We start from the raw sequence: 17,287 nt of genomic DNA, 5'->3' as shown, positions 1-17,287 counted from the left end.
TCGCAACTCCTTCCAGGGATGCTGGCCAGTGGGTCGGCCAGGACTGCGGTCAAGCGACCGCCGACTGCTTGGACAGACCGACCTTCAGGTCCGTCGCCGCATATATGGGCTCGCCATCCGCCTTCATCCAGCCATCGGCGATGCCCAGAACCAGCCGGCCGCGCATCACGCGCTTGAAATCCACGCCATACTCGACCTTCTTGACCGATGGTGTGACCATGCCCTTGAACTTGACCTCACCGGTTGACAGCGCCATTCCCTTGCCGGGTTCGCCGAGCCAGCCGAGGTAGAATCCGGTCAACTGCCACAAGGCGTCCAGACCGAGGCATCCTGGCATGATCGGATTGCCGATGAAATGGCAGGCAAAGAACCACAGGTCCGGCTTGATGTCGAACTCCGCGCGGATGAAGCCCTTGTCGAAGGCGCCGCCGGTCTCGCTGATCTCGGTGATGCGGTCGAACATCAGCATGGGCGGGTAGGGCAGCTGGGCATTGCCCTCTCCGAACAGCTCGCCGCGGGCGCAGGCCAGCAATTCTTCGTAGTCGTAGCTGGATTTACCCGCCATCAATCTCGTCCCCATATCGTCCGGGCGGTAGCGCGCCCTTGTCGTTGGTGTCCTAACACAATCTGTTTCAGGCCGGAAACCGGCGTTTGCGCTTAACCCGCCAGTCTGCCCGGGTCAATGCGCGCTATTGATCGCATTCGGGCGACAGAATATATGTCAACAGGGGGTCCGGTTTCGGCAGACGTTCATTTTTTTGCCATTCTGGGCGTGTCTTGAAGCGGGACTGTGAGCTTGGAAGACCAGATGGACCGGGGCTGCCGGAAGGAAAATGTCGCTGTGGACAAGCGGGTACGTGAAGCCGGCCTGAGGCCGACGCGGCAGCGCATCGCGCTGGCCGACCTGCTTTTTGCCAAGGGCGACCGCCATTTGTCGGCCGAGGAGTTGCACGAGGAGGCGCTGGCGGCCGGCGTGCCGGTGTCGCTGGCCACCGTCTACAACGCGCTCCACCAATTTACCCAGGCGGGGCTGCTGCGCATCCTCGCCGTCGAGGGTGCCAAGACTTATTTCGACACCAACACCTCTGACCACCACCATTTCTACATTGAAGGCGAAAACCGGATTTTCGACATCGCCAATGGTCCCGTGACGGTGACCAATCTGCCGGAGCCGCCCGAGGGCATGGAAATCGCCAATGTCGACATCGTGGTGAGGGTGAGGCCCAAGCGCCAGGAACGACCGGCGGGGTCAGAATAATCGGCCAGAAATGAAAGTCCTCAACCTGATAGTCAGGCTTGAATGGGCTGCTGTGGCGGTCGCCGCTGTTGTCTTCTACGCTTGGTCAGGCGTTTCCTGGTGGCTCTTCGCAGTGCTCATCCTGGCGCCGGACCTGTCGATGTTTGGCTACCTCGGCGGGCCGCGCATCGGTGCCATCGCCTACAACGCCCTGCACATCCTGATACCACCGGTGCTGCTGCTGCTCGTCGGGTACCTGTCCGGCCATGCGGCGGCAATCGCGGTCGCGCTGATCTGGATCACCCACATCGCCATCGACCGTGCGCTGGGCTACGGCCTGAAGCTGTCAACCGGCTTTCAGGACACCCATCTCGGCCGAATCGGGCGCAAGCGCAACGATCTCAGTCCTTGACCCGCTCGCCGGGATAGGCGCCCCAGACCGCCGCCTGGGCGAGCCAGCCGGTGTGGCCGTCAAGTGTCATTTCGCACCATTGGCCGTCGCAGGACTTGATCGTGCCCATGACGCCCGGCTCGACGATCGCCACCACGCTGGCATCCTTGTCGGGGCTTCTGAGCATATTGATCTGGGCGCCCTTGCCGCGCTGCCAAGGCGCGATGATCGCGGTGCGCCGTCCCGACAGCAGCGACTGGTTGATCCAGCCTTCCGAGCCGTCGGCATCGCGCACGCGGCGCCACGTGTCGAATTCCTGGATGATCTCCATCGGCAGGCCGGCCTTCATATACATCCAGTCGACCGAGTAATTGGCGCCCGGGCCGACGCGCGAATTGACGCGGCCGGATTTCAGGCTGACGAATCGCGGCAATGGCAGACCGCTCGGCCCGAGCGTGACGGCGCTCTGGGCGGGTGCGGCCGCGCTCTGTGCCGCGGCCAGCGGGGAATAGATGAGAGCGCCGAGAACTGCTGCGCTGAGGGTCAGGCGAAGCGACGCGAAACCAGACACTTTCGTTCCTTTCGGCGCTTGCCTCTCGGCCTCGGCGCCCCTTTTTCTTTGTCTTCGGCGGCACCGCTTGTTACATGGGTAAATCGGCTACCGCGACCGGCTTTCAGTTTCGCCGGTCTTGGTTAAAGAGGTCTCAACGAGGGAAACAATGGCAGGCAAAAAGAAGCCTCTCGTGGTCATCACGCGAAAGCTGCCCGACCCGGTCGAGACCCGCATGCGCGAGCTGTTCGACGCCAGGCTGAATGTCGAGGACCGGCCGATGACGCAGCCGGAGCTGGTCGCCGCGGTCAAGGAAGCCGACGTGCTGGTGCCGACGGTGACCGACCAGATCGACGCGGCGCTGATCGCCCAAGCCGGCGACAACCTCAAGCTGATCGCCAATTTCGGCAACGGCGTCGACAAGATCGACGTGGCGGCGGCCGCCAGGAAGGGCATCACCGTCACCAACACGCCCAATGTGCTGACCGAAGACACCGCCGACATGACCATGGCGCTGATGCTGGCTGTGCCGCGCCGCCTGGCGGAAGGCGCCAACGTGCTCACCGGCGACAAGAAATGGGCCGGCTGGTCGCCGACCTGGATGCTAGGCCGACGCATCTGGGGCAAGCGGCTGGGCATTGTCGGCATGGGCCGCATCGGCACCGCCGTTGCCAGGCGGGCCAAGGCCTTCGGCCTTTCCATCCACTACCACAACCGCCACCGCGTGCTGCCGGCGGTCGAGGACGGGCTGGAGGCGACCTATTGGGAGAGCCTCGACCAGATGCTGGCCCGCATGGACATCATCTCGGTCAATTGCCCGTCGACGCCCGCGACCTTCCATCTCCTGTCGGCGCGGCGGCTGGCGCTGCTGCAGCCCACGGCCTATGTCGTCAACACCGCGCGTGGCGACATCATCGACGAGGAAGCGCTGGTCAAGCTGATCCAGGACGGCAAGATCGCCGGCGCCGGCCTCGACGTCTACGAGCATGAGCCGGCGCTCAACGCCAAGCTGCTCAAGCTCGCCGCCAGGCACAAGGTCGTGCTCTTGCCGCATATGGGCTCGGCGACGCTCGAGGGACGCATCGACATGGGCGAGAAGGTCATCATCAACATCCGGGCATTCGTTGACGGTCACCGTCCACCGGATCGTGTGCTGCCGCTCAGAACCTGACGATCTCGCTTAGACGTAAGCCAAGGCTTACCAAATGACCTTGCGCATGGTGATCGAGGTCGGCCTGGCGTAGCCCTCATGCGCCGTCCGGTCGGTCTCGTGAAAGCCGAGGCGGGCAAAGGCGGCATGGTTGGCGGTGAGCTCGATGCGTGTTTGCAGCTCCAGCGCCGCCTTGCCGCGGTCGAGCGCGAGGCCTTCGACCGCCCGCATCAGCCGCCGGCCTATGCCTTGCCCCTGACGGTCAGGATCGACAGCGAGCTTGCCGACATAAAAGTCGTCTTCCCTTTCGAGAGCAAAGACGCAGCCGACGATTCTGTCGCCGTCGAGAGCGACAAAGCCGGTCTCGCGCCCAGCCCTGTCGTGCAGTCCATCGACGGTGAGCAGATGGGCCGAGGACGGCGGGTCGATGACGCCGTCCATGAAGGCGAAGGCCCGCATGATCAGGGCAAGCACCTCGTCCCAGCGACCGAAATCCGCCGGGATGCGGTCGATGGAGAGGTGTATGGTCCGCTCCAAGATCAGCGCCTGCTGTAGCGGATCGTTTCGAAGCGCGCGGAGAGCGCATCGTAAAGCAGCAGCCGGCCGACCAGCGGCTCGCCGATGCCGGTGATCAGTTTGATCGCCTCCATCGCCTGCAGCGTGCCGACGACGCCGGTCAGCGCGCCAAGCACGCCGGCCTCGGCGCAGGATGGCACCAGGCCAGGCGGTGGGGCTTCGGGAAAGAGATCGCGATAGCCCGGGTTCGGCTTGCCATCCGTGCCGTTCTCGAACGGCTTCAGCACCGTCACCGAGCCGTCGAAGCGGCCGACGGCGGCATGCACCAGCGGTTTGCGCTCGTTCGCACAGGCGTCGGCTACCGTATAACGGGTCTCGAAATTGTCGGAACCGTCGACGGTGATGTCATAGCCGGCGATCAGGGCAGGGGCATTGTCCGTGTTCAGCCGGACTGTGTGCGTCTCGACCGCCGTATTGGGATTGATGCGGGTGATTGCCGCCTTGGCGCTGTCGGTTTTCAGCATGCCAACGGTATCGGTGCCGTGGATGACCTGGCGCTGCAAATTGGAGAGCGACACGGTGTCGTCGTCGACGATGCCAAGCGTGCCGACGCCCGCCGCCGCAAGATATTCGAGCACCGGTGCACCCAGCCCGCCGGCGCCGATCACCAGGACCCGCGCCTGTTTGAGCTTCTGCTGGCCGGCGCCGCCGACCTCGGGCAGCACAATGTGGCGGGCATAGCGTTCGATCTCGTCGGCGGTGAGCGCGGTGGTCATGTCAGGAGCATATAGCGGCTGAAAAACCTTGTCAGGCGTCTTCGGTTGGCCCAACCGTGCCGTGGTCGACGGTCAGGAACTGCGCACGCCCCTTGAGGCTGGAAAACAACGCAGCATCGGTTCCCGTCATGAAGGCCTGGCAGTTCAACTCCTCCAGGATCGAAAACAGCGCTGCCCGCCGCCCGCCGTCGAGATGAGCGGCGATTTCGTCGAGCAGCAGGATCGGCGTCATGCCCGACATTTCGCCGGTCAGCCGGGCGTGCGACAAGACGATGCCGACCAGCAATGCCTTCTGCTCGCCGGTCGAACAGAGTTCGGCAGGCATTGCCTTGGGCCTGTGCCTCACCAGGAGATCGGAACGGTGCGGGCCTTCGAGCGTTCGTCCCGCGGCACGATCGCGATCACGGCCACCGGCAAGCGCCCGGCGGAACCGCTCCTCGACATCGACCGCCGGCGCGGTGGAAACCGCGGTTTCCAGATCGCCCGAAAGGCTGATATCGGCCTGCGGGAACGGTCCCGTGTCGGGCAGCCTGTCGATCATGGCGGCGAGCAGTCGCACCAGTTCGGCGCGCGCTGCCGCAATGGCGACGCCGGTTTCGGCCATCTGTGTCTCGATCGCCTCGAACCAGCGGTCATCTCGCGAACCCTCGGTAAGCAGACGATTACGGCCGCGCATCGCCTTCTCGTAGTCGAGCGCGCGCTGGCCGTGGCCGGGGTCGATCGCCAGCACCAGCCGGTCGAGAAAGCGCCGGCGGTCCGCGGCCGGTCCGGTGAACAGCGCATCCATGGCCGGTGTCAGCCACACCACGCGCAGCCATTCCAGCATGTCTTCGGCCGATCGGGCCGTTGCGCCATTGATGCGAACCCGCCTGCCGCCTTCACCCTCGCCGACCGAAATGCCCGTGCCGATCTCGATCTGGCCGTCGGGCCCGTCGAGCCGGGCGTGCAATGCAAAGCCGCCGTCGCCGCCTTCGCGTGCGACGTCGGCGTAAGGCGCACGGCGCAGGCCGCGACCGGGCGTCAGAAAAGAAATCGCTTCGAGGAGGTTGGTCTTGCCGGCGCCATTGTCGCCGGAAAACACCACGGCGCCCGGTGCGAGATCGATCGTCAGCGTCGCATAGTTGCGGAAATTAGTAAGTGTAAGCTTACCTATATGGGTTTGTGCCGGCAACCGCTATCCGCCTGTAGAAGTCGCCATTGTTTCCACTGCCGGTCCCTTCGCAGAGCCGGATCGATGATGCAGCGCTGGCTACACCCGCATCGGCATCAGCACGTAAAGCGCGGTCTCGTCGGCCATGTCGTGGATCAGCGTCGGCGAACCGGCATCGGCCAGCATGAATTTGGCTTCCGTGCCGGTCAGTTGCGCTGCGACATCGAGCAGGTATCTGGCGTTGAAGCCGATCTCGATCGGGTCGGACGAATAGTCGGCCGCCAGTTCCTCGGTGGCGCTGCCCGAATCCGGGTTGTTGACCGCAAGCGTCACCTGGCCTTCGCTGATCGAAAGCTTCACCGCGCGGCCGCGTTCGGAGGAAATGGTCGAGACGCGATCGACCGCGGCGGCAAAGCTCTGGCGGTCGATGATCAGCTTCTTGTCGTTGCCCGTCGGAATGACCCGCTGATAATCCGGGAAGGTGCCGTCGATCAGCTTCGAGGTCAGGACCACGCTGCCGATGGTGAAGCGGATCTTGGTGTCCGACAGTTCGGTCGTCACGGCGACATCCGGATCGTCGACCAGCTTCTGCAGCTCGCTCACCGTCTTGCGCGGAATGATGATGCCCGGCATGCCCTCGGAACCCGCCGGCGCGTCGATTTCGGCGCGCGCCAGGCGGTGGCCGTCGGTGGCCACCGAGCGCAGCTTCAGCTTGCCGCCGACCTCATGCGTGTGCAGGTAGATGCCGTTGAGATAGTAGCGCGTCTCTTCGGTGGAAATGGCGAACTGCGTCTTTTCGATCAGTCCCTTCAGGGCAACCGAGTCGAGCCGGAAGATATGCGAGAAGGATCCGGCCGAAAGCTCGGGGAAGTCGGATTGCGGCAGGCACTGCAGCCGGAAGCTCGAGCGGCCCGACGTCACCGTCATGGCGTTGCCGTCCTCATCCGTCTTCAGCATCACCTCTGCGCCTTCGGAAAGCTTGCGCACGATGTCGTAGAGCAGATGCGCCGGAACCGTCGTCGCCCCGCCGCGCTCCACCTTGGCTGGCGTCGCTTCCGTCACCTCCAGGTCGAGATCGGTCGCCTTCATTTCGAGGCTGGCGCCCTCGGCGCTGAGCAGCACGTTGGACAGGATCGGTATCGTGTTGCGCCGTTCGACCACACGGTGGACGTGGTTGAGCGACTTCAGGAGATTTGACCGTTCCAGGATAACACGCATGACGAAACAGGCTCGCTTGAAAGGATGAGCGGGTCTCCGGCTGGCGGCGCCCCGCGAAAGGTCTGAACAGGCTCAGAATCTGCGTAAACTGACAGGAAAAAGCCAGCAAACGCAAGCCCGCGCCACCGGTTCGGGCCAGCTGCGCGGGCTTTCTGGGGATAAAGGCCTGGATGACCGCCGGCCAGTGTGCTGAATCCCGAATCCAGATCGTCGCCAGGCTTTGTTTTGACACAATTCCTGTAGGAAAACCGTTTCACACTGTTCCTGGAATTGGTCTGGGCCGCGAGCCCATTTCAGGGTCGCGGCCGGGCAGGCAAGCCATTGAATTCCAGTGCGGTTCTGGCTTGCCTGTGCCGGACCGGTCAGGCCTGGTCGTTGATCAGCCGTCGCAGCAGCTCGAGTTCCTGTGCCAGCGTGTTGTCGTTGCCGGAAAGGTCCTCGATCTTGCGCACCGCGTGCAGCACCGTGGTGTGATCGCGGCCGCCGAAGCGCCGTCCGATTTCGGGCAGGGAGCGCGGCGTCATCACCTTCGACAGGTACATGGCGACCTGCCGTGGTTTGACGATTGTGCGCGTGCGCCGGTTGGACAGCAATTCGGTCTTCGACACGTTGTAATGGCGCGCCACGATGCGCTGGATATCCTCGATGCGGACCCGCTTCGGCTCGCCGGTGCGATAGATGTGGCCGAGGATCTCATCGATGCGATCGATGGTGATCTGCGGCTCGAACGACTGGCGAAACAGCAGCTGATTGAACGCGCCCTCCAGTTCGCGTCCGCTGCCGGTCACGGTGCGGGCGACGTGGTTGAGGATTTCGTCGGAAATATCGAGCGATGCGTCGTCGACCCTGGCCGTGGCCAGACGCAGTTTTAGCATGCCGAGGCGCATGGCGAAATCGGGCGCCGACATTTCGAGCGCAACGCCGCCATTGAGGCGCGAGCGGACGCGCGGCTCGAGCGATTCCAGCTCGGACGGCGGCCGGTCGGCGGCGACAACGACTTGCTTGGCGCTGTCGAGCAGCATGTTGATCAAATGGCAGAATTCATGCTGGATCGACTTGCCCTGCAGGAACTGCATGTCGTCGATGATCAAGAGGTCGATGTCGCGCAGCTGCTCCTTGAGCGTCAGCGCATTGTTGTCGCGGATCGCAGTGGCGAACCGCCACATGAAATATTCCGCGGTGAGATAGACGACGCGGGATTTCGGGTTCTGCTTCAGCGATTCCGCCGCGATGGCCTGCAGCAGGTGGGTCTTGCCGAGCCCGACGGTCGCGTGCAGGAAAAGCGGGTTGAAGCGCACGGCGCTGGACTGCGATTCCGCCACGGCCTTTGCGGCGGCGAAGGCCACCCGGTTCGACGGGCCTTCGATGAAGGAACCGAACGTGTAGCGGGGATCAAGCGGGGATCCCAGCACGTTGTGGCGGAACTCGGTCTCGACGGCCGCACCCGGGCGCGGCACAGGGGGCCGTTCCACCCTGCCGGGGCTCACAGTGCCGGCGGCCAGCGCCGTCTGCGTCTGTCGTGTCATCTTGCGTGCCGGCGCCAATTCCGGTTCGACATGGCTGCGCCCCTGGCGGGTGGCCGTGCGCACCACGATCTCGATCTTGAGGAGATCGGCATCCTCCTGCTTCCACAGTTCGGAGATGAGGTCGAGATAGTGGCCGTTGATCCACGAGCGCAGGAACGCGGTGGGCACCGAGATGCGGACAATGCCCTTGGACGCCTCCGCGACCTTCATGCGGCCGAACCAGCTCGAATAGACTTCAGCCCCCAGACGCGCCTTCAACTGGGTCTTGACCCGGTCGAACTTCTGTTCGGCGTCACTGGAGACCGCCATTTCGTTTGCTCCGATCAAAGTTCCAGGAAATGGGAGGTCGCCCGTAAGCTCCCTTTCGATGCCGCTCTGCATGATCGAGTTCCTTGCTTTTCTGTACCCGTTTTCGCTGGGGATGCGCCTCCTGCATCCGTTTTTCCAGCGACTATGTCTTCGCTACGATGCCCGTTGCCGCCGCCGGCAATGAACGTCGCCCACTATTCGGAGGGAACCGGTGCCGGCCCATGGAAGCCAGTCCGCGTTGGGTATGTCAGGGCAATACAACACCGTCCGGCGAAAGAGCGCCGGCGCGCCGTCTACCTGCCATGTCTAGTTACGCCAGTCCCCTTACCCACATCAAAAAAGACAAACCAATCCCGTTCACGGACTTGATCCGCGTTGCAAATCCGGCCAATTTACGCTGGCTGATTCGGACTGGGTTAAGGGCCACGGGCCCGTCCCTCTTGATGACCCAACATTACCGAAATCGCTGTGGATAGGGCAAGGCCACCCCTAACTGATTTTTAAGGAATCTGGTTACCTCGGGCTGGTTCGAGCCGCATGCCGCGACGGCATATTTTGACAAAGCCATTGTGATTCAAACCCTTTTCCGGCGAATATGAAAAAGTCGGGCCGGCGCGAAATATTCTGAAATAATTTGCTTGACAGCCGGTTGTCCTCCCGTCCCTTCGTGGCGTTGTGGACAAGCTGTGGATGACCATGGCTAACTATATGAAAAATATAGCTTATTTTTGATGATTAAGAATTTTCAAGCCGCCACTTTGCAAGCATGTCAACCATCTGCAGGCATGCATGTGCCGGCAAAGCATTTCGAATACTGAAATCCGCTTTGGGCACCGTTTCCGAGCATTCTTTTTAAGTACTTGCCGGCAAACGAAAAAACCCGGCACGACCGGCCGGGTTTCAAAGAAAGCTTAATCTGTAAAGGCGATGTCAGGCCGACAGCACCTTGAGGCGCGCGGCCAGACGCGACACCTTGCGGGACGCGGTGTTCTTGTGGATCACGCCCTTGGTCGCGGCACGCATCAATTCCGGCTCGGCGACCTTGAAAGCGGCCTGTGCGGCAGCCTTGTCACCGGAGGCGAGTGCCTCCTCGACCTGGCGGACGTAGGTGCGCACGCGCGAGCGGCGGTTCTTGTTGATCGCTGCGCGGCGGACGATCTTGCGCGTTGCCTTTTTGGCCGAGGATGTGTTGGCCATGATGCCTCTCTTCTGATCTGGTCGGCGCACGCGGCATGCCGCAGGGCGCAAAAAACAAACGGGCAGCCACAGGGCCGCCTCGGTTGGTGCGGCTTATAGTTCAGCTTTTCCGGCGCGTCAACGCTGCCTGGCGTTCTTTTTGGCCGACGCCACAGGGTTTCGATCGCTAGCCGGCAACGCTCTACCGATTGGTGAAATTCGGCTTCCGCTTTTCGGCGAAGGCGGCCATGCCTTCCTTCTGGTCTTCGAGCGCGAAAAGCGAGTGGAACAGGCGGCGTTCGAACCGCAATCCCTCGGCCAGCGTCGTCTCATAGGAACGGTTGACGGCCTCCTTCGCCATCATCACCGACGGCAGCGAGAAACCGGCGATCTTGGCCGCCGCCTTGACCGCCTCCTCGACAAGCTCGGCTGCGGGCACCACCCGCGACACCAGCCCTGAGCGCTCGGCTTCCGCTGCATCCATCATCCGTCCGGTCAGGCACATGTCCATCGCCTTCGACTTGCCGACGAACCGGGTCAGGCGTTGCGACCCGCCCATGCCGGGAATGACGCCGAGCGTGATTTCGGGCTGGCCGAATTTGGCGGTGTCGGCGGCGATGATGAAGTCGCACATCATAGCCAGCTCGCATCCGCCGCCCAGCGCATAGCCGGCCACTGCCGCAATGATCGGCTTTCGTGTGCGCGTGAACTCTTCCCAACCTGCGAAGAAGTCCTGGCTGTAGGCGTCCACATAGGAGATCGCCTGCATCTCCTTGATGTCGGCACCGGCGGCAAAGGCCTTGTCGGAACCGGTAACAACCATGGCGCCGATGCCAGGATCGGCGCCGAAGCCGTTCACGGCTGCGACGAGTTCAGCAAGGATCTGGGAATTCAGCGCATTGAGCGCCTTTGGCCGATTCAGTGTGATCAGTCCGACCTTGCCGCGCGTCTCGGTGATGATCGTTTCATAGGCCATGGCTGCTTCTCCTCGCTAGACCCCGGTCTAACTCAGCTCTGACACGTCCGGCAATAGAAGGTCGAGCGTCCGCTCTGCACGATGCGCTCGATGTGGCCGCCGCAGCCGGGCTTCGGGCAAGGCTCACCCTCGCGGTCGTAGACGGCGAAGGAATGCTGGAAATAGCCCAGCGATCCGTCGGTGTGCACATAGTCGCGCAGCGACGACCCGCCGGCGGCGATGGCATCCGATATGACCGAGCGGATCGCCTCGGCCAGGCGTTCGCTTTGTTCCTTGGCCTTCTTGCCCGGCTTGGCGATGGTGCCAGCCTCGCGCAAGGGCGACAGGCCGGCACGCCAGAGTGCCTCCGAGACGTAAATATTGCCAAGTCCCGCGATCAGCTTCTGGTCAAGAAGCGCTGCCTTCAGCGGCGATCTGCGGCCTTTCAGCAACGAGGCGAGCAGCACGCCGTCCAGCGCATTGCCCGTGGGCTCAACGCCCAGCCCGGCCAGCATCGGGTGTGTCTCCGGCGGACCTTCCGCAAACAGCATGAAACCGAAGCGGCGCGGGTCGTTGAAGATCACGCGGGACCGGGCGCCGTTGGCACCGACGACATCGAACACGACATGGTCGTGCGCCGTGCTTTTCGAGCGTTCGTGATGGAACACGCCGGGTGTCTCGGCGTCGTCATCGGTCTCGATGCGAAAGGAGCCCGACATGCCGAGATGGCAGATCAGCACCGGGCCGTCCTGCACATGCATGGTCAGATATTTGGCCCGGCGACCGAGCGCCGTGATGGTCCTGCCAGTCAGCCTTTCCGAAAACCGTTCGGGAAAGGGAAAGCGCAGATCCGGCCGTCGCGCCTCGACCTTGGTCATACGGGCACCTTCCAGGACCGGCTGCAGGCCACGCCGCACTGTTTCGACTTCGGGCAATTCAGGCATGGCCGCCAATCAGCGCATGGAAAGAAGTGCCGTGGCGGCCGGGCGCCAGCCCGAGGTGTTCGGCGATGGTCTCCCCGATATCGGCGAATGTCGTTCTCAGTCCGATGTCGCCACCTCTCAAACCGGGTCCCACGCCGATCACCGGGATGCGTTCACGCGTATGATCTGTCCCTCGCCAGGTCGGATCATTGCCATGGTCGGCCGTCAGGATGAGAAGGTCGCCCTGCCGCAGCTTTGCGAGTGCTTCCGGCAACCGCCGGTCGAAGGCCTCGAGCGCGGCGGCATAGCCGGCGACATCGCGGCGATGGCCGAATTCAGTGTCGAAATCGACGAAATTGGCGAAAACGAGATCGCCGTCACCGGCATCATCCATCGCACCGAGCGCCTTGTCGAACATGGCCATGTTGCCGGCGGCCTTGCGCACTTCCGAAATCCCACGATGGGCGAAGATGTCGCCGATCTTGCCAACGGCGATAACGCGGCTTCCCCGCGCCGTCAGCCGGTCGAGCAAGGTCGGCTCCGGCGGCGGCACGGCGTAGTCATGGCGGTTGTAGGTCCGCTGGAAGGTGGCGGCGGTCTCGCCGACGAATGGCCGCGCGATCACGCGTCCGATCCTGAGCGGATCGACCAGCCGGCGCACCACCTGGCAGAATTCATAAAGCCGCTCCAAGCCGAAATGGACTTCATGCGCGGCGATCTGCAGGACCGAGTCAACGGAGGTGTAACAGATCGGCTTGCCGGTGCGGATGTGTTCCTCACCGAACCGTTCGATGATCTCTGTGCCCGGCGCATGGCAGTTGCCGAGAATGCCTGAAACCTCGCCCTCGCGGATCATCGCCGCGGTCAAATCAGCCGGAAAGGCGGGAACCGTATCCGGGAAATAACCCCAGTCGAACCGCACTGGCAGGGCGGCGATCTCCCAGTGTCCGGAGGGTGTGTCCTTGCCGCTCGAAATTTCCTGAGCCGCGCCATGGAAGGCATCGGCGAGCAGATCCGTCCCGAAATGGGCAAAACCCAATCCTGTCGCCGTCTCGGCCGCCTTGCCAAGTCCGAGCGATGCCATGTGCGGGACAAACAGCGGCCCTTCTCGAAGCCCCTCGCGATCCGCGCGCCCTTCCGCGCAAGCTTCGGCGATGTGTGCGAGCGTGTTGGCGCCGGCGTCGCCATAGCGTTCGGCGTCGGCCGCGCCGCCGATGCCGAAGGAATCCAGGACAAAGAGGAAAGCACGCGCCATCGGGTCATTGTTGCCAGTGTGGACGCCCAGACATAGGGTTCCACGGCGGCATTGGCAAATCGGAAACCAAACGGCAAGGGCTTGGCGCAATAGTGGGCATGGATCGAATAAAACGCAGGACCGTCTTGCCATGAACGCTGCGCTAAAGGCGTGCACCACTCTCATGGTCGTGCATGGCGCGCTCTGGTGTGGTCCGGCGCGGGCCGACTGGCGCGATGATATAGGCACATTTCGCATCGGCATCGTCGCCGAGCCTGGCGCCGGCAACACCGTTCCGGGGCTGGCGCTGTTGACGCAATCCTTTACCAACGCGCTTGGCATGAAGGTGGAGTTCGTCGTTGCGCGCGATTATGCGGCACTGATCGAGGCGCAGGCCAACGCCCGGATCGAGTACGCCATCTATTCGGCGACGGCCTACGCTACGGCGCTGCAGCGCTGTGGGTGCATCGAGCCGCTTGTGGCGCCGGTTGATTCCGACGGTGCGGCTGGCATCCGTTCCGTGCTGCTGACCAGGGACGGCAAGCTGTCTGATCTGGCGACGATGGAGACGCACCGGATCGCCATGCCGCCGCCGGACAGCGTCGGGGGTTCGCTTTTGCCGCTGGCGGAGCTGGCCGCCGAACACGTCAAGATCGCTGAGGATGCCCCGTTTCTGATCCATGCCGATTCGACGTCCGCGGCGGAAACCATGCTTGTCGACGGCCAGGCTGACGCCTCGTTCGGCTGGGTGAGGGCAGCAGCCGACGGTCAGCCGCTGCTATCTGATGGCACGCAGGCAAGGCTCGAAGCAGCCGGCCTTTCGCCGTCGGCTCTCCAGGTCGTGTGGATGTCGGGCCTGCTGAGGTACGGTCCCCATGCCGTACGCACTGATCTCGACCCGGAAGCCAAGCGTCGGCTGACCGTGTTCCTGACCAACCTCAAATCGACGACGCCGGATGTTTACGATCTCCTGGAATCGAAACACTCCGGCGGCTTTCTGATCGTGGCCTCAAAGGATTATGCGATGGCGGAAGCGATCGTGCGCCTGGTGTCGACAACTGGTGGCCAGCAGTAAAAGTCTTCAGCAATCGCCGCAGGGGATCGTCAGGCTTCTGCGCGGGCGCAGATAGTAGGTCTCGCCCATCGGGATCGTCGTGGTGAGCGATTGTGTCAATCCGAGCTTTTGCTGGGTGTCCGACTGCCAGTTGATCATCGGCGAATAGCTCAGATTGCTTTCGACGCGGATGAGGAAGGTGCCGGCCACCTTGAGCGTTGTCGGAACCGTGGTGGCTGTGCCTGCGGCGGCCCCGACACTATAAACGCCACTGGCAACCTTGCGTGACCACACCACCTTCACCAGGGGCGTCGCATCGGTGGTGACCTGTATTGCCGTGATGGTGATGTTCGGCGTCGAGCGGTTGTAGGGCTGGATGGTCGAGGTGCCGATTTTCATGATGGCGTCGAGATCCGCCTTGACGATGGTCGGTTGCTGCGTGACGAGGTCGGCAACCATGCTGCCGATGCGGCTGACCTTCTTGCTGGTCTCGATGGCCTGCGAAGCCTCCATCGTCATGAAGTACATGACCAGCAGGATAGGAACGATAAGAGCGAACTCGACCGCCGCCACCCCACGGCGATTGGAGCAGAATCCGACTGCCTTGCTCCAGAGTCCTGCCATTCCCGGATGTGCCCCCGCACGCATCATGCCATTGCCTTTTTTCTTGTTGGTGCTTCCGTACTCAATTGTCGAACGGCTCGTTCTGCCAGGTCACCGACGCAAAGTGCAGCGTCCTGCCACCATTCAGATTGGCCATCGACTTGGCCATCAGATCGGTCACCACAGGCCATTTGTAGAAGACCCGCAGCATGTTCTTCGATTCCGCCAGGCCAGGCGTGTTTGCGAAAGTCTGTGAATTCGTGCCTTGCATCAGCACCACATCACCGTTCTGGATCTTGAAGCCCGCGGTGGCCGCATCCGCGAAAGTCGGATACTCGCGAAGGTCCACGAGCAGCTGATCGGGACAATCCGTCGAGACGATGATCTGCAGTCTGCCGCAGATCAGGGTCGTCAATTTGCTCCCGGCGACATCGGCCGGTCTCAACTGGCCCGTGCGCAACTGGCGCGCAACATCGTCGGTAATGTTGGCCATCACTTCCTGGCCGGCAAAAGAGATGCAGCTTTCAAGGATGCCAAAGACAAGAAGCGCGAACGGCACTGCAAGAATCGCGAATTCGATGGCCGTGCTGCCACGGCGGTTGCGAACGAAGCGCTTCAAAAACCCGCCGCGCTCCACCTTGTGCTGACCTGTCGAGCCGAATTCGTTGCCCATACCTTGTTCCTGCCACCCCTGGACGGTTCCGACAGGTGTATTAGCGCAAACCAATTGAGGTCCGGTTTGAATGATCGTTAAAGTCGGCGCGCGTGTCTTAACCGGCCGGTAACCTGGGGCGCATGCCGGAGCCGCGCAGGCCTATCTGCTGACGCTCATCTCGGCTTCGGAGGATTTTTCGGCCTCGCTCTTGTAAGAGCTTTCACAATAGGGCGTGCAAGACATGGTCTGGACCTCGGCCCGCCGGTAAATGCGAACCGACGAGGCTGCCTGCCGCACGACGGTAATCTGTGCGTCGACAATCGGGCTGCCCTCCTGGTCGAGAACAACGAGATTGGTGACACCGAAACCCTTGCCGGTGAGCACGATCGTCGAGGCGTCCTGAACCGAGGCATCGGCGATTGCCGGGTTGCCGACGACGATCGTGTCGGCTGGGCGCGACAGTTTCACGATCTTGGCCTGATTCATGGTGACTTCTATATCGGCCGCGGCTCTGGCGGGCGTGATCAAGCTCGTGGCGGCAAGAAGCACGGCAATCAGGATTGAGGATCTCTGCACGGCCATCGAGGCGCTCCACAAGCAAACTGTTCAACGGAACATGAACGAGATTGGTGAACCAACGGTTAAGTAGGCTTGCTGGTGCCGGATGTGGCGATCGGCATGGTTGCTCGCATGGCCAGACCCATGCCGGGTTGCAAGCTTCCTCAAGCCCTTGCCTTTTGCGGCGTTGGCCCGGGAAACGGCACTTTAGCCGGCGCTTAGCATGGAGTTAACCACGCACTCCGTTCGCGCCGGGAAAGGAATCGGTAAGGCTGTTTATTAAGCCGATCGAAAGAGCTTCTCCCTAGATTGGCAAGCATCCGATCAACCATCACAGAAGTTGACGGAAGTGCTGTAACACGTGGAGTAGGAGCTCTCAAATGTCTAACCTTTTTGCACGTTTCGTGAAGGACGAATCCGGCGCGACCGCTATTGAATATGGTCTGATCGCCGCTCTCATCGCGCTTGCCATCATCACCGGCGCCGGCGCCCTTGGCAACGCTATCAACGCCAAGTTCACCTCGATCGGCACAACGCTGAACTCCAGCGGCAGCTGATCTGCCGTACTGCTGACAATCAGCTTGTTTCTTACAGCAAGGGCCGCCCACTGGCGGCCCTTGCTTCGTTTTACCTGCTTCACAGTCAGTCCTGGCCCCGATTTTTAGGGAACCACCTCATCAATCGTTAATTGAAAATACCTAGGCTTGGCTCATTGGAATTGAACCTTAGGCGCGACACCGATGCTTGAAGCCCTGATCTTCGTCGTCTTTCCGTTCTGCATGCTGTTTGCCGCGATCTCCGACATGCTGTCGATGACGATTGCCAACCGCGTTTCGGTACTGCTTGTCGTCGTCTTCGCGCTGGTTGCACCGCTGACGGGTATGGACTGGGCAGCCTACGGTTGGCATTTCGCCGCCGGCGCCCTGGTCCTTGCCGTGACGTTCGGCCTGTTCGCCATGGGTGGCATGGGTGGAGGCGACGCCAAGCTGCTGGCCGCAACAGCCGTGTGGATGGGGTTGAACATCCATCTCGTCGAATACCTTGTTGTCTCGACAATGATCGGCGGCCTGCTAACGCTCGCCATCCTGATTTACCGGAAGTCGCCGCTGGCGGTTATTACCGGCCGCAATGCATTCCTGCGTCATTTCGCCGATGACACCACCGGGGTCCCCTATGGGATCGCGCTCGGCCTTGGCGGCCTGCTGACCTATCCGGATTCGCCCCTGATGGTGTGGGCGCTAGCAAGGCTTGCAAGCTGAACACGATCTGATTTCCGTTACCCCCGGACCGCGCTGCCCGACCCCTT

Annotated in this window: 20 protein-coding genes; 6 read left to right on the top strand and 14 right to left on the bottom strand. The window is 62.3% G+C overall.

Features of this window, described 5'->3' with window-relative positions:
* Positions 1 to 49 precede the first annotated feature (49 nt).
* Complete coding sequence (gene fabA, locus AC56QX_RS01510) at positions 50 to 565, bottom strand: 3-hydroxyacyl-[acyl-carrier-protein] dehydratase FabA (RefSeq protein WP_010913332.1); 516 nt, start codon at positions 563 to 565, stop codon at positions 50 to 52.
* Between the two features lie 243 nt (positions 566 to 808).
* Here fabA and irrA point away from each other — a divergent pair, with 243 nt between their 5' ends.
* Positions 809 to 1,258: an iron response transcriptional regulator IrrA gene (irrA, locus tag AC56QX_RS01505; protein WP_497113398.1), complete on the top strand. Its 450-nt coding sequence runs from the start codon at positions 809 to 811 to the stop codon at positions 1,256 to 1,258.
* Positions 1,259 to 1,268: 10 nt separating this feature from the next.
* Positions 1,269 to 1,649, top strand: a complete 381-nt coding sequence (locus AC56QX_RS01500; RefSeq protein WP_497113397.1) for a DUF4260 domain-containing protein — start codon at positions 1,269 to 1,271, stop codon at positions 1,647 to 1,649.
* On the opposite strand, the gene AC56QX_RS01495 is transcribed toward AC56QX_RS01500, so the two are convergent.
* Positions 1,639 to 2,199, bottom strand: coding sequence for an SH3 domain-containing protein (locus AC56QX_RS01495; protein ID WP_497113396.1), 561 nt, complete (start codon positions 2,197 to 2,199; stop codon positions 1,639 to 1,641). The genes AC56QX_RS01500 and AC56QX_RS01495 overlap by 11 nt on opposite strands.
* 148 nt (positions 2,200 to 2,347) lie before the next feature.
* Between AC56QX_RS01495 and AC56QX_RS01490 the strand changes: the two genes are divergently transcribed.
* The gene (locus AC56QX_RS01490) at positions 2,348 to 3,349 is read left to right on the top strand and encodes a 2-hydroxyacid dehydrogenase (protein WP_027043526.1); all 1,002 of its coding nucleotides are present in this window, start codon (positions 2,348 to 2,350) and stop codon (positions 3,347 to 3,349) included.
* A gap of 27 nt (positions 3,350 to 3,376) precedes the next feature.
* Here the strand turns inward: AC56QX_RS01490 and AC56QX_RS01485 are convergent, their stop codons facing one another.
* The 9 genes from AC56QX_RS01485 to AC56QX_RS01445 all read right to left on the bottom strand — a co-directional run bounded on the left by AC56QX_RS01485 (position 3,377) and on the right by AC56QX_RS01445 (position 13,132).
* On the bottom strand, positions 3,377 to 3,865 hold the full coding sequence (locus tag AC56QX_RS01485) for a GNAT family N-acetyltransferase (RefSeq protein WP_497113395.1): 489 nt from the start codon (positions 3,863 to 3,865) through the stop codon (positions 3,377 to 3,379).
* 2 nt (positions 3,866 to 3,867) lie between these two features.
* The gene (locus tag AC56QX_RS01480) at positions 3,868 to 4,620 is read right to left on the bottom strand and encodes a molybdopterin-synthase adenylyltransferase MoeB (RefSeq protein ID WP_497113394.1); all 753 of its coding nucleotides are present in this window, start codon (positions 4,618 to 4,620) and stop codon (positions 3,868 to 3,870) included.
* 31 nt (positions 4,621 to 4,651) lie between these two features.
* The gene (recF, locus tag AC56QX_RS01475; protein WP_497113393.1) at positions 4,652 to 5,791 is read right to left on the bottom strand and encodes a DNA replication/repair protein RecF; all 1,140 of its coding nucleotides are present in this window, start codon (positions 5,789 to 5,791) and stop codon (positions 4,652 to 4,654) included.
* Between the two features lie 78 nt (positions 5,792 to 5,869).
* Complete coding sequence (dnaN, locus tag AC56QX_RS01470) at positions 5,870 to 6,988, bottom strand: DNA polymerase III subunit beta (protein ID WP_497113392.1); 1,119 nt, start codon at positions 6,986 to 6,988, stop codon at positions 5,870 to 5,872.
* A 362-nt stretch (positions 6,989 to 7,350) separates the two neighbouring features.
* Positions 7,351 to 8,895, bottom strand: coding sequence for a chromosomal replication initiator protein DnaA (dnaA, locus tag AC56QX_RS01465; protein WP_497113391.1), 1,545 nt, complete (start codon positions 8,893 to 8,895; stop codon positions 7,351 to 7,353).
* Between the two features lie 858 nt (positions 8,896 to 9,753).
* Positions 9,754 to 10,020 carry a 30S ribosomal protein S20 gene (gene rpsT / locus AC56QX_RS01460; RefSeq protein WP_027043520.1) on the bottom strand — a complete coding sequence of 89 codons (267 nt, stop codon included), beginning with the start codon at positions 10,018 to 10,020 and terminating at the stop codon, positions 9,754 to 9,756.
* A gap of 181 nt (positions 10,021 to 10,201) precedes the next feature.
* Positions 10,202 to 10,975: an enoyl-CoA hydratase gene (locus AC56QX_RS01455; protein ID WP_497113390.1), complete on the bottom strand. Its 774-nt coding sequence runs from the start codon at positions 10,973 to 10,975 to the stop codon at positions 10,202 to 10,204.
* Positions 10,976 to 11,007: 32 nt separating this feature from the next.
* Positions 11,008 to 11,898, bottom strand: coding sequence for a bifunctional DNA-formamidopyrimidine glycosylase/DNA-(apurinic or apyrimidinic site) lyase (mutM, locus tag AC56QX_RS01450; protein WP_497113389.1), 891 nt, complete (start codon positions 11,896 to 11,898; stop codon positions 11,008 to 11,010).
* A complete protein-coding gene (locus AC56QX_RS01445; RefSeq protein ID WP_497113388.1) occupies positions 11,891 to 13,132 on the bottom strand; it encodes a phosphopentomutase in 1,242 nt (413 codons plus the stop codon). The genes mutM and AC56QX_RS01445 overlap by 8 nt, the downstream gene beginning before the upstream one ends.
* A gap of 130 nt (positions 13,133 to 13,262) precedes the next feature.
* On the opposite strand from AC56QX_RS01445, the gene AC56QX_RS01440 reads away from it, so the two are divergent.
* Positions 13,263 to 14,186 (top strand): phosphate/phosphite/phosphonate ABC transporter substrate-binding protein, encoded by a 924-nt coding sequence (locus tag AC56QX_RS01440; protein ID WP_497113387.1) that lies wholly within the window; start codon positions 13,263 to 13,265, stop codon positions 14,184 to 14,186.
* A gap of 6 nt (positions 14,187 to 14,192) precedes the next feature.
* Here the strand turns inward: AC56QX_RS01440 and AC56QX_RS01435 are convergent, their stop codons facing one another.
* The 3 genes from AC56QX_RS01435 to AC56QX_RS01425 form a co-directional block, all read right to left on the bottom strand.
* Positions 14,193 to 14,816, bottom strand: coding sequence for a TadE/TadG family type IV pilus assembly protein (locus tag AC56QX_RS01435; protein ID WP_497113386.1), 624 nt, complete (start codon positions 14,814 to 14,816; stop codon positions 14,193 to 14,195).
* A 34-nt stretch (positions 14,817 to 14,850) separates the two neighbouring features.
* Positions 14,851 to 15,441, bottom strand: coding sequence for a TadE/TadG family type IV pilus assembly protein (locus AC56QX_RS01430; RefSeq protein ID WP_497113385.1), 591 nt, complete (start codon positions 15,439 to 15,441; stop codon positions 14,851 to 14,853).
* A 141-nt stretch (positions 15,442 to 15,582) separates the two neighbouring features.
* Complete coding sequence (locus AC56QX_RS01425; protein WP_497113384.1) at positions 15,583 to 16,005, bottom strand: pilus assembly protein N-terminal domain-containing protein; 423 nt, start codon at positions 16,003 to 16,005, stop codon at positions 15,583 to 15,585.
* 356 nt (positions 16,006 to 16,361) lie between these two features.
* Between AC56QX_RS01425 and AC56QX_RS01420 the strand changes: the two genes are divergently transcribed.
* The gene (locus AC56QX_RS01420) at positions 16,362 to 16,538 is read left to right on the top strand and encodes a Flp family type IVb pilin (RefSeq protein ID WP_027043512.1); all 177 of its coding nucleotides are present in this window, start codon (positions 16,362 to 16,364) and stop codon (positions 16,536 to 16,538) included.
* Positions 16,539 to 16,721: 183 nt separating this feature from the next.
* The gene (locus AC56QX_RS01415; protein WP_497113383.1) at positions 16,722 to 17,240 is read left to right on the top strand and encodes an A24 family peptidase; all 519 of its coding nucleotides are present in this window, start codon (positions 16,722 to 16,724) and stop codon (positions 17,238 to 17,240) included.
* The last annotated feature ends 47 nt before the right edge of the window (positions 17,241 to 17,287 follow it).

It is taken from the genome of Mesorhizobium sp. RCAM 06353 (assembly GCF_059683585.1).
This window is presented reverse-complemented; position numbering and strand designations above follow the sequence as displayed.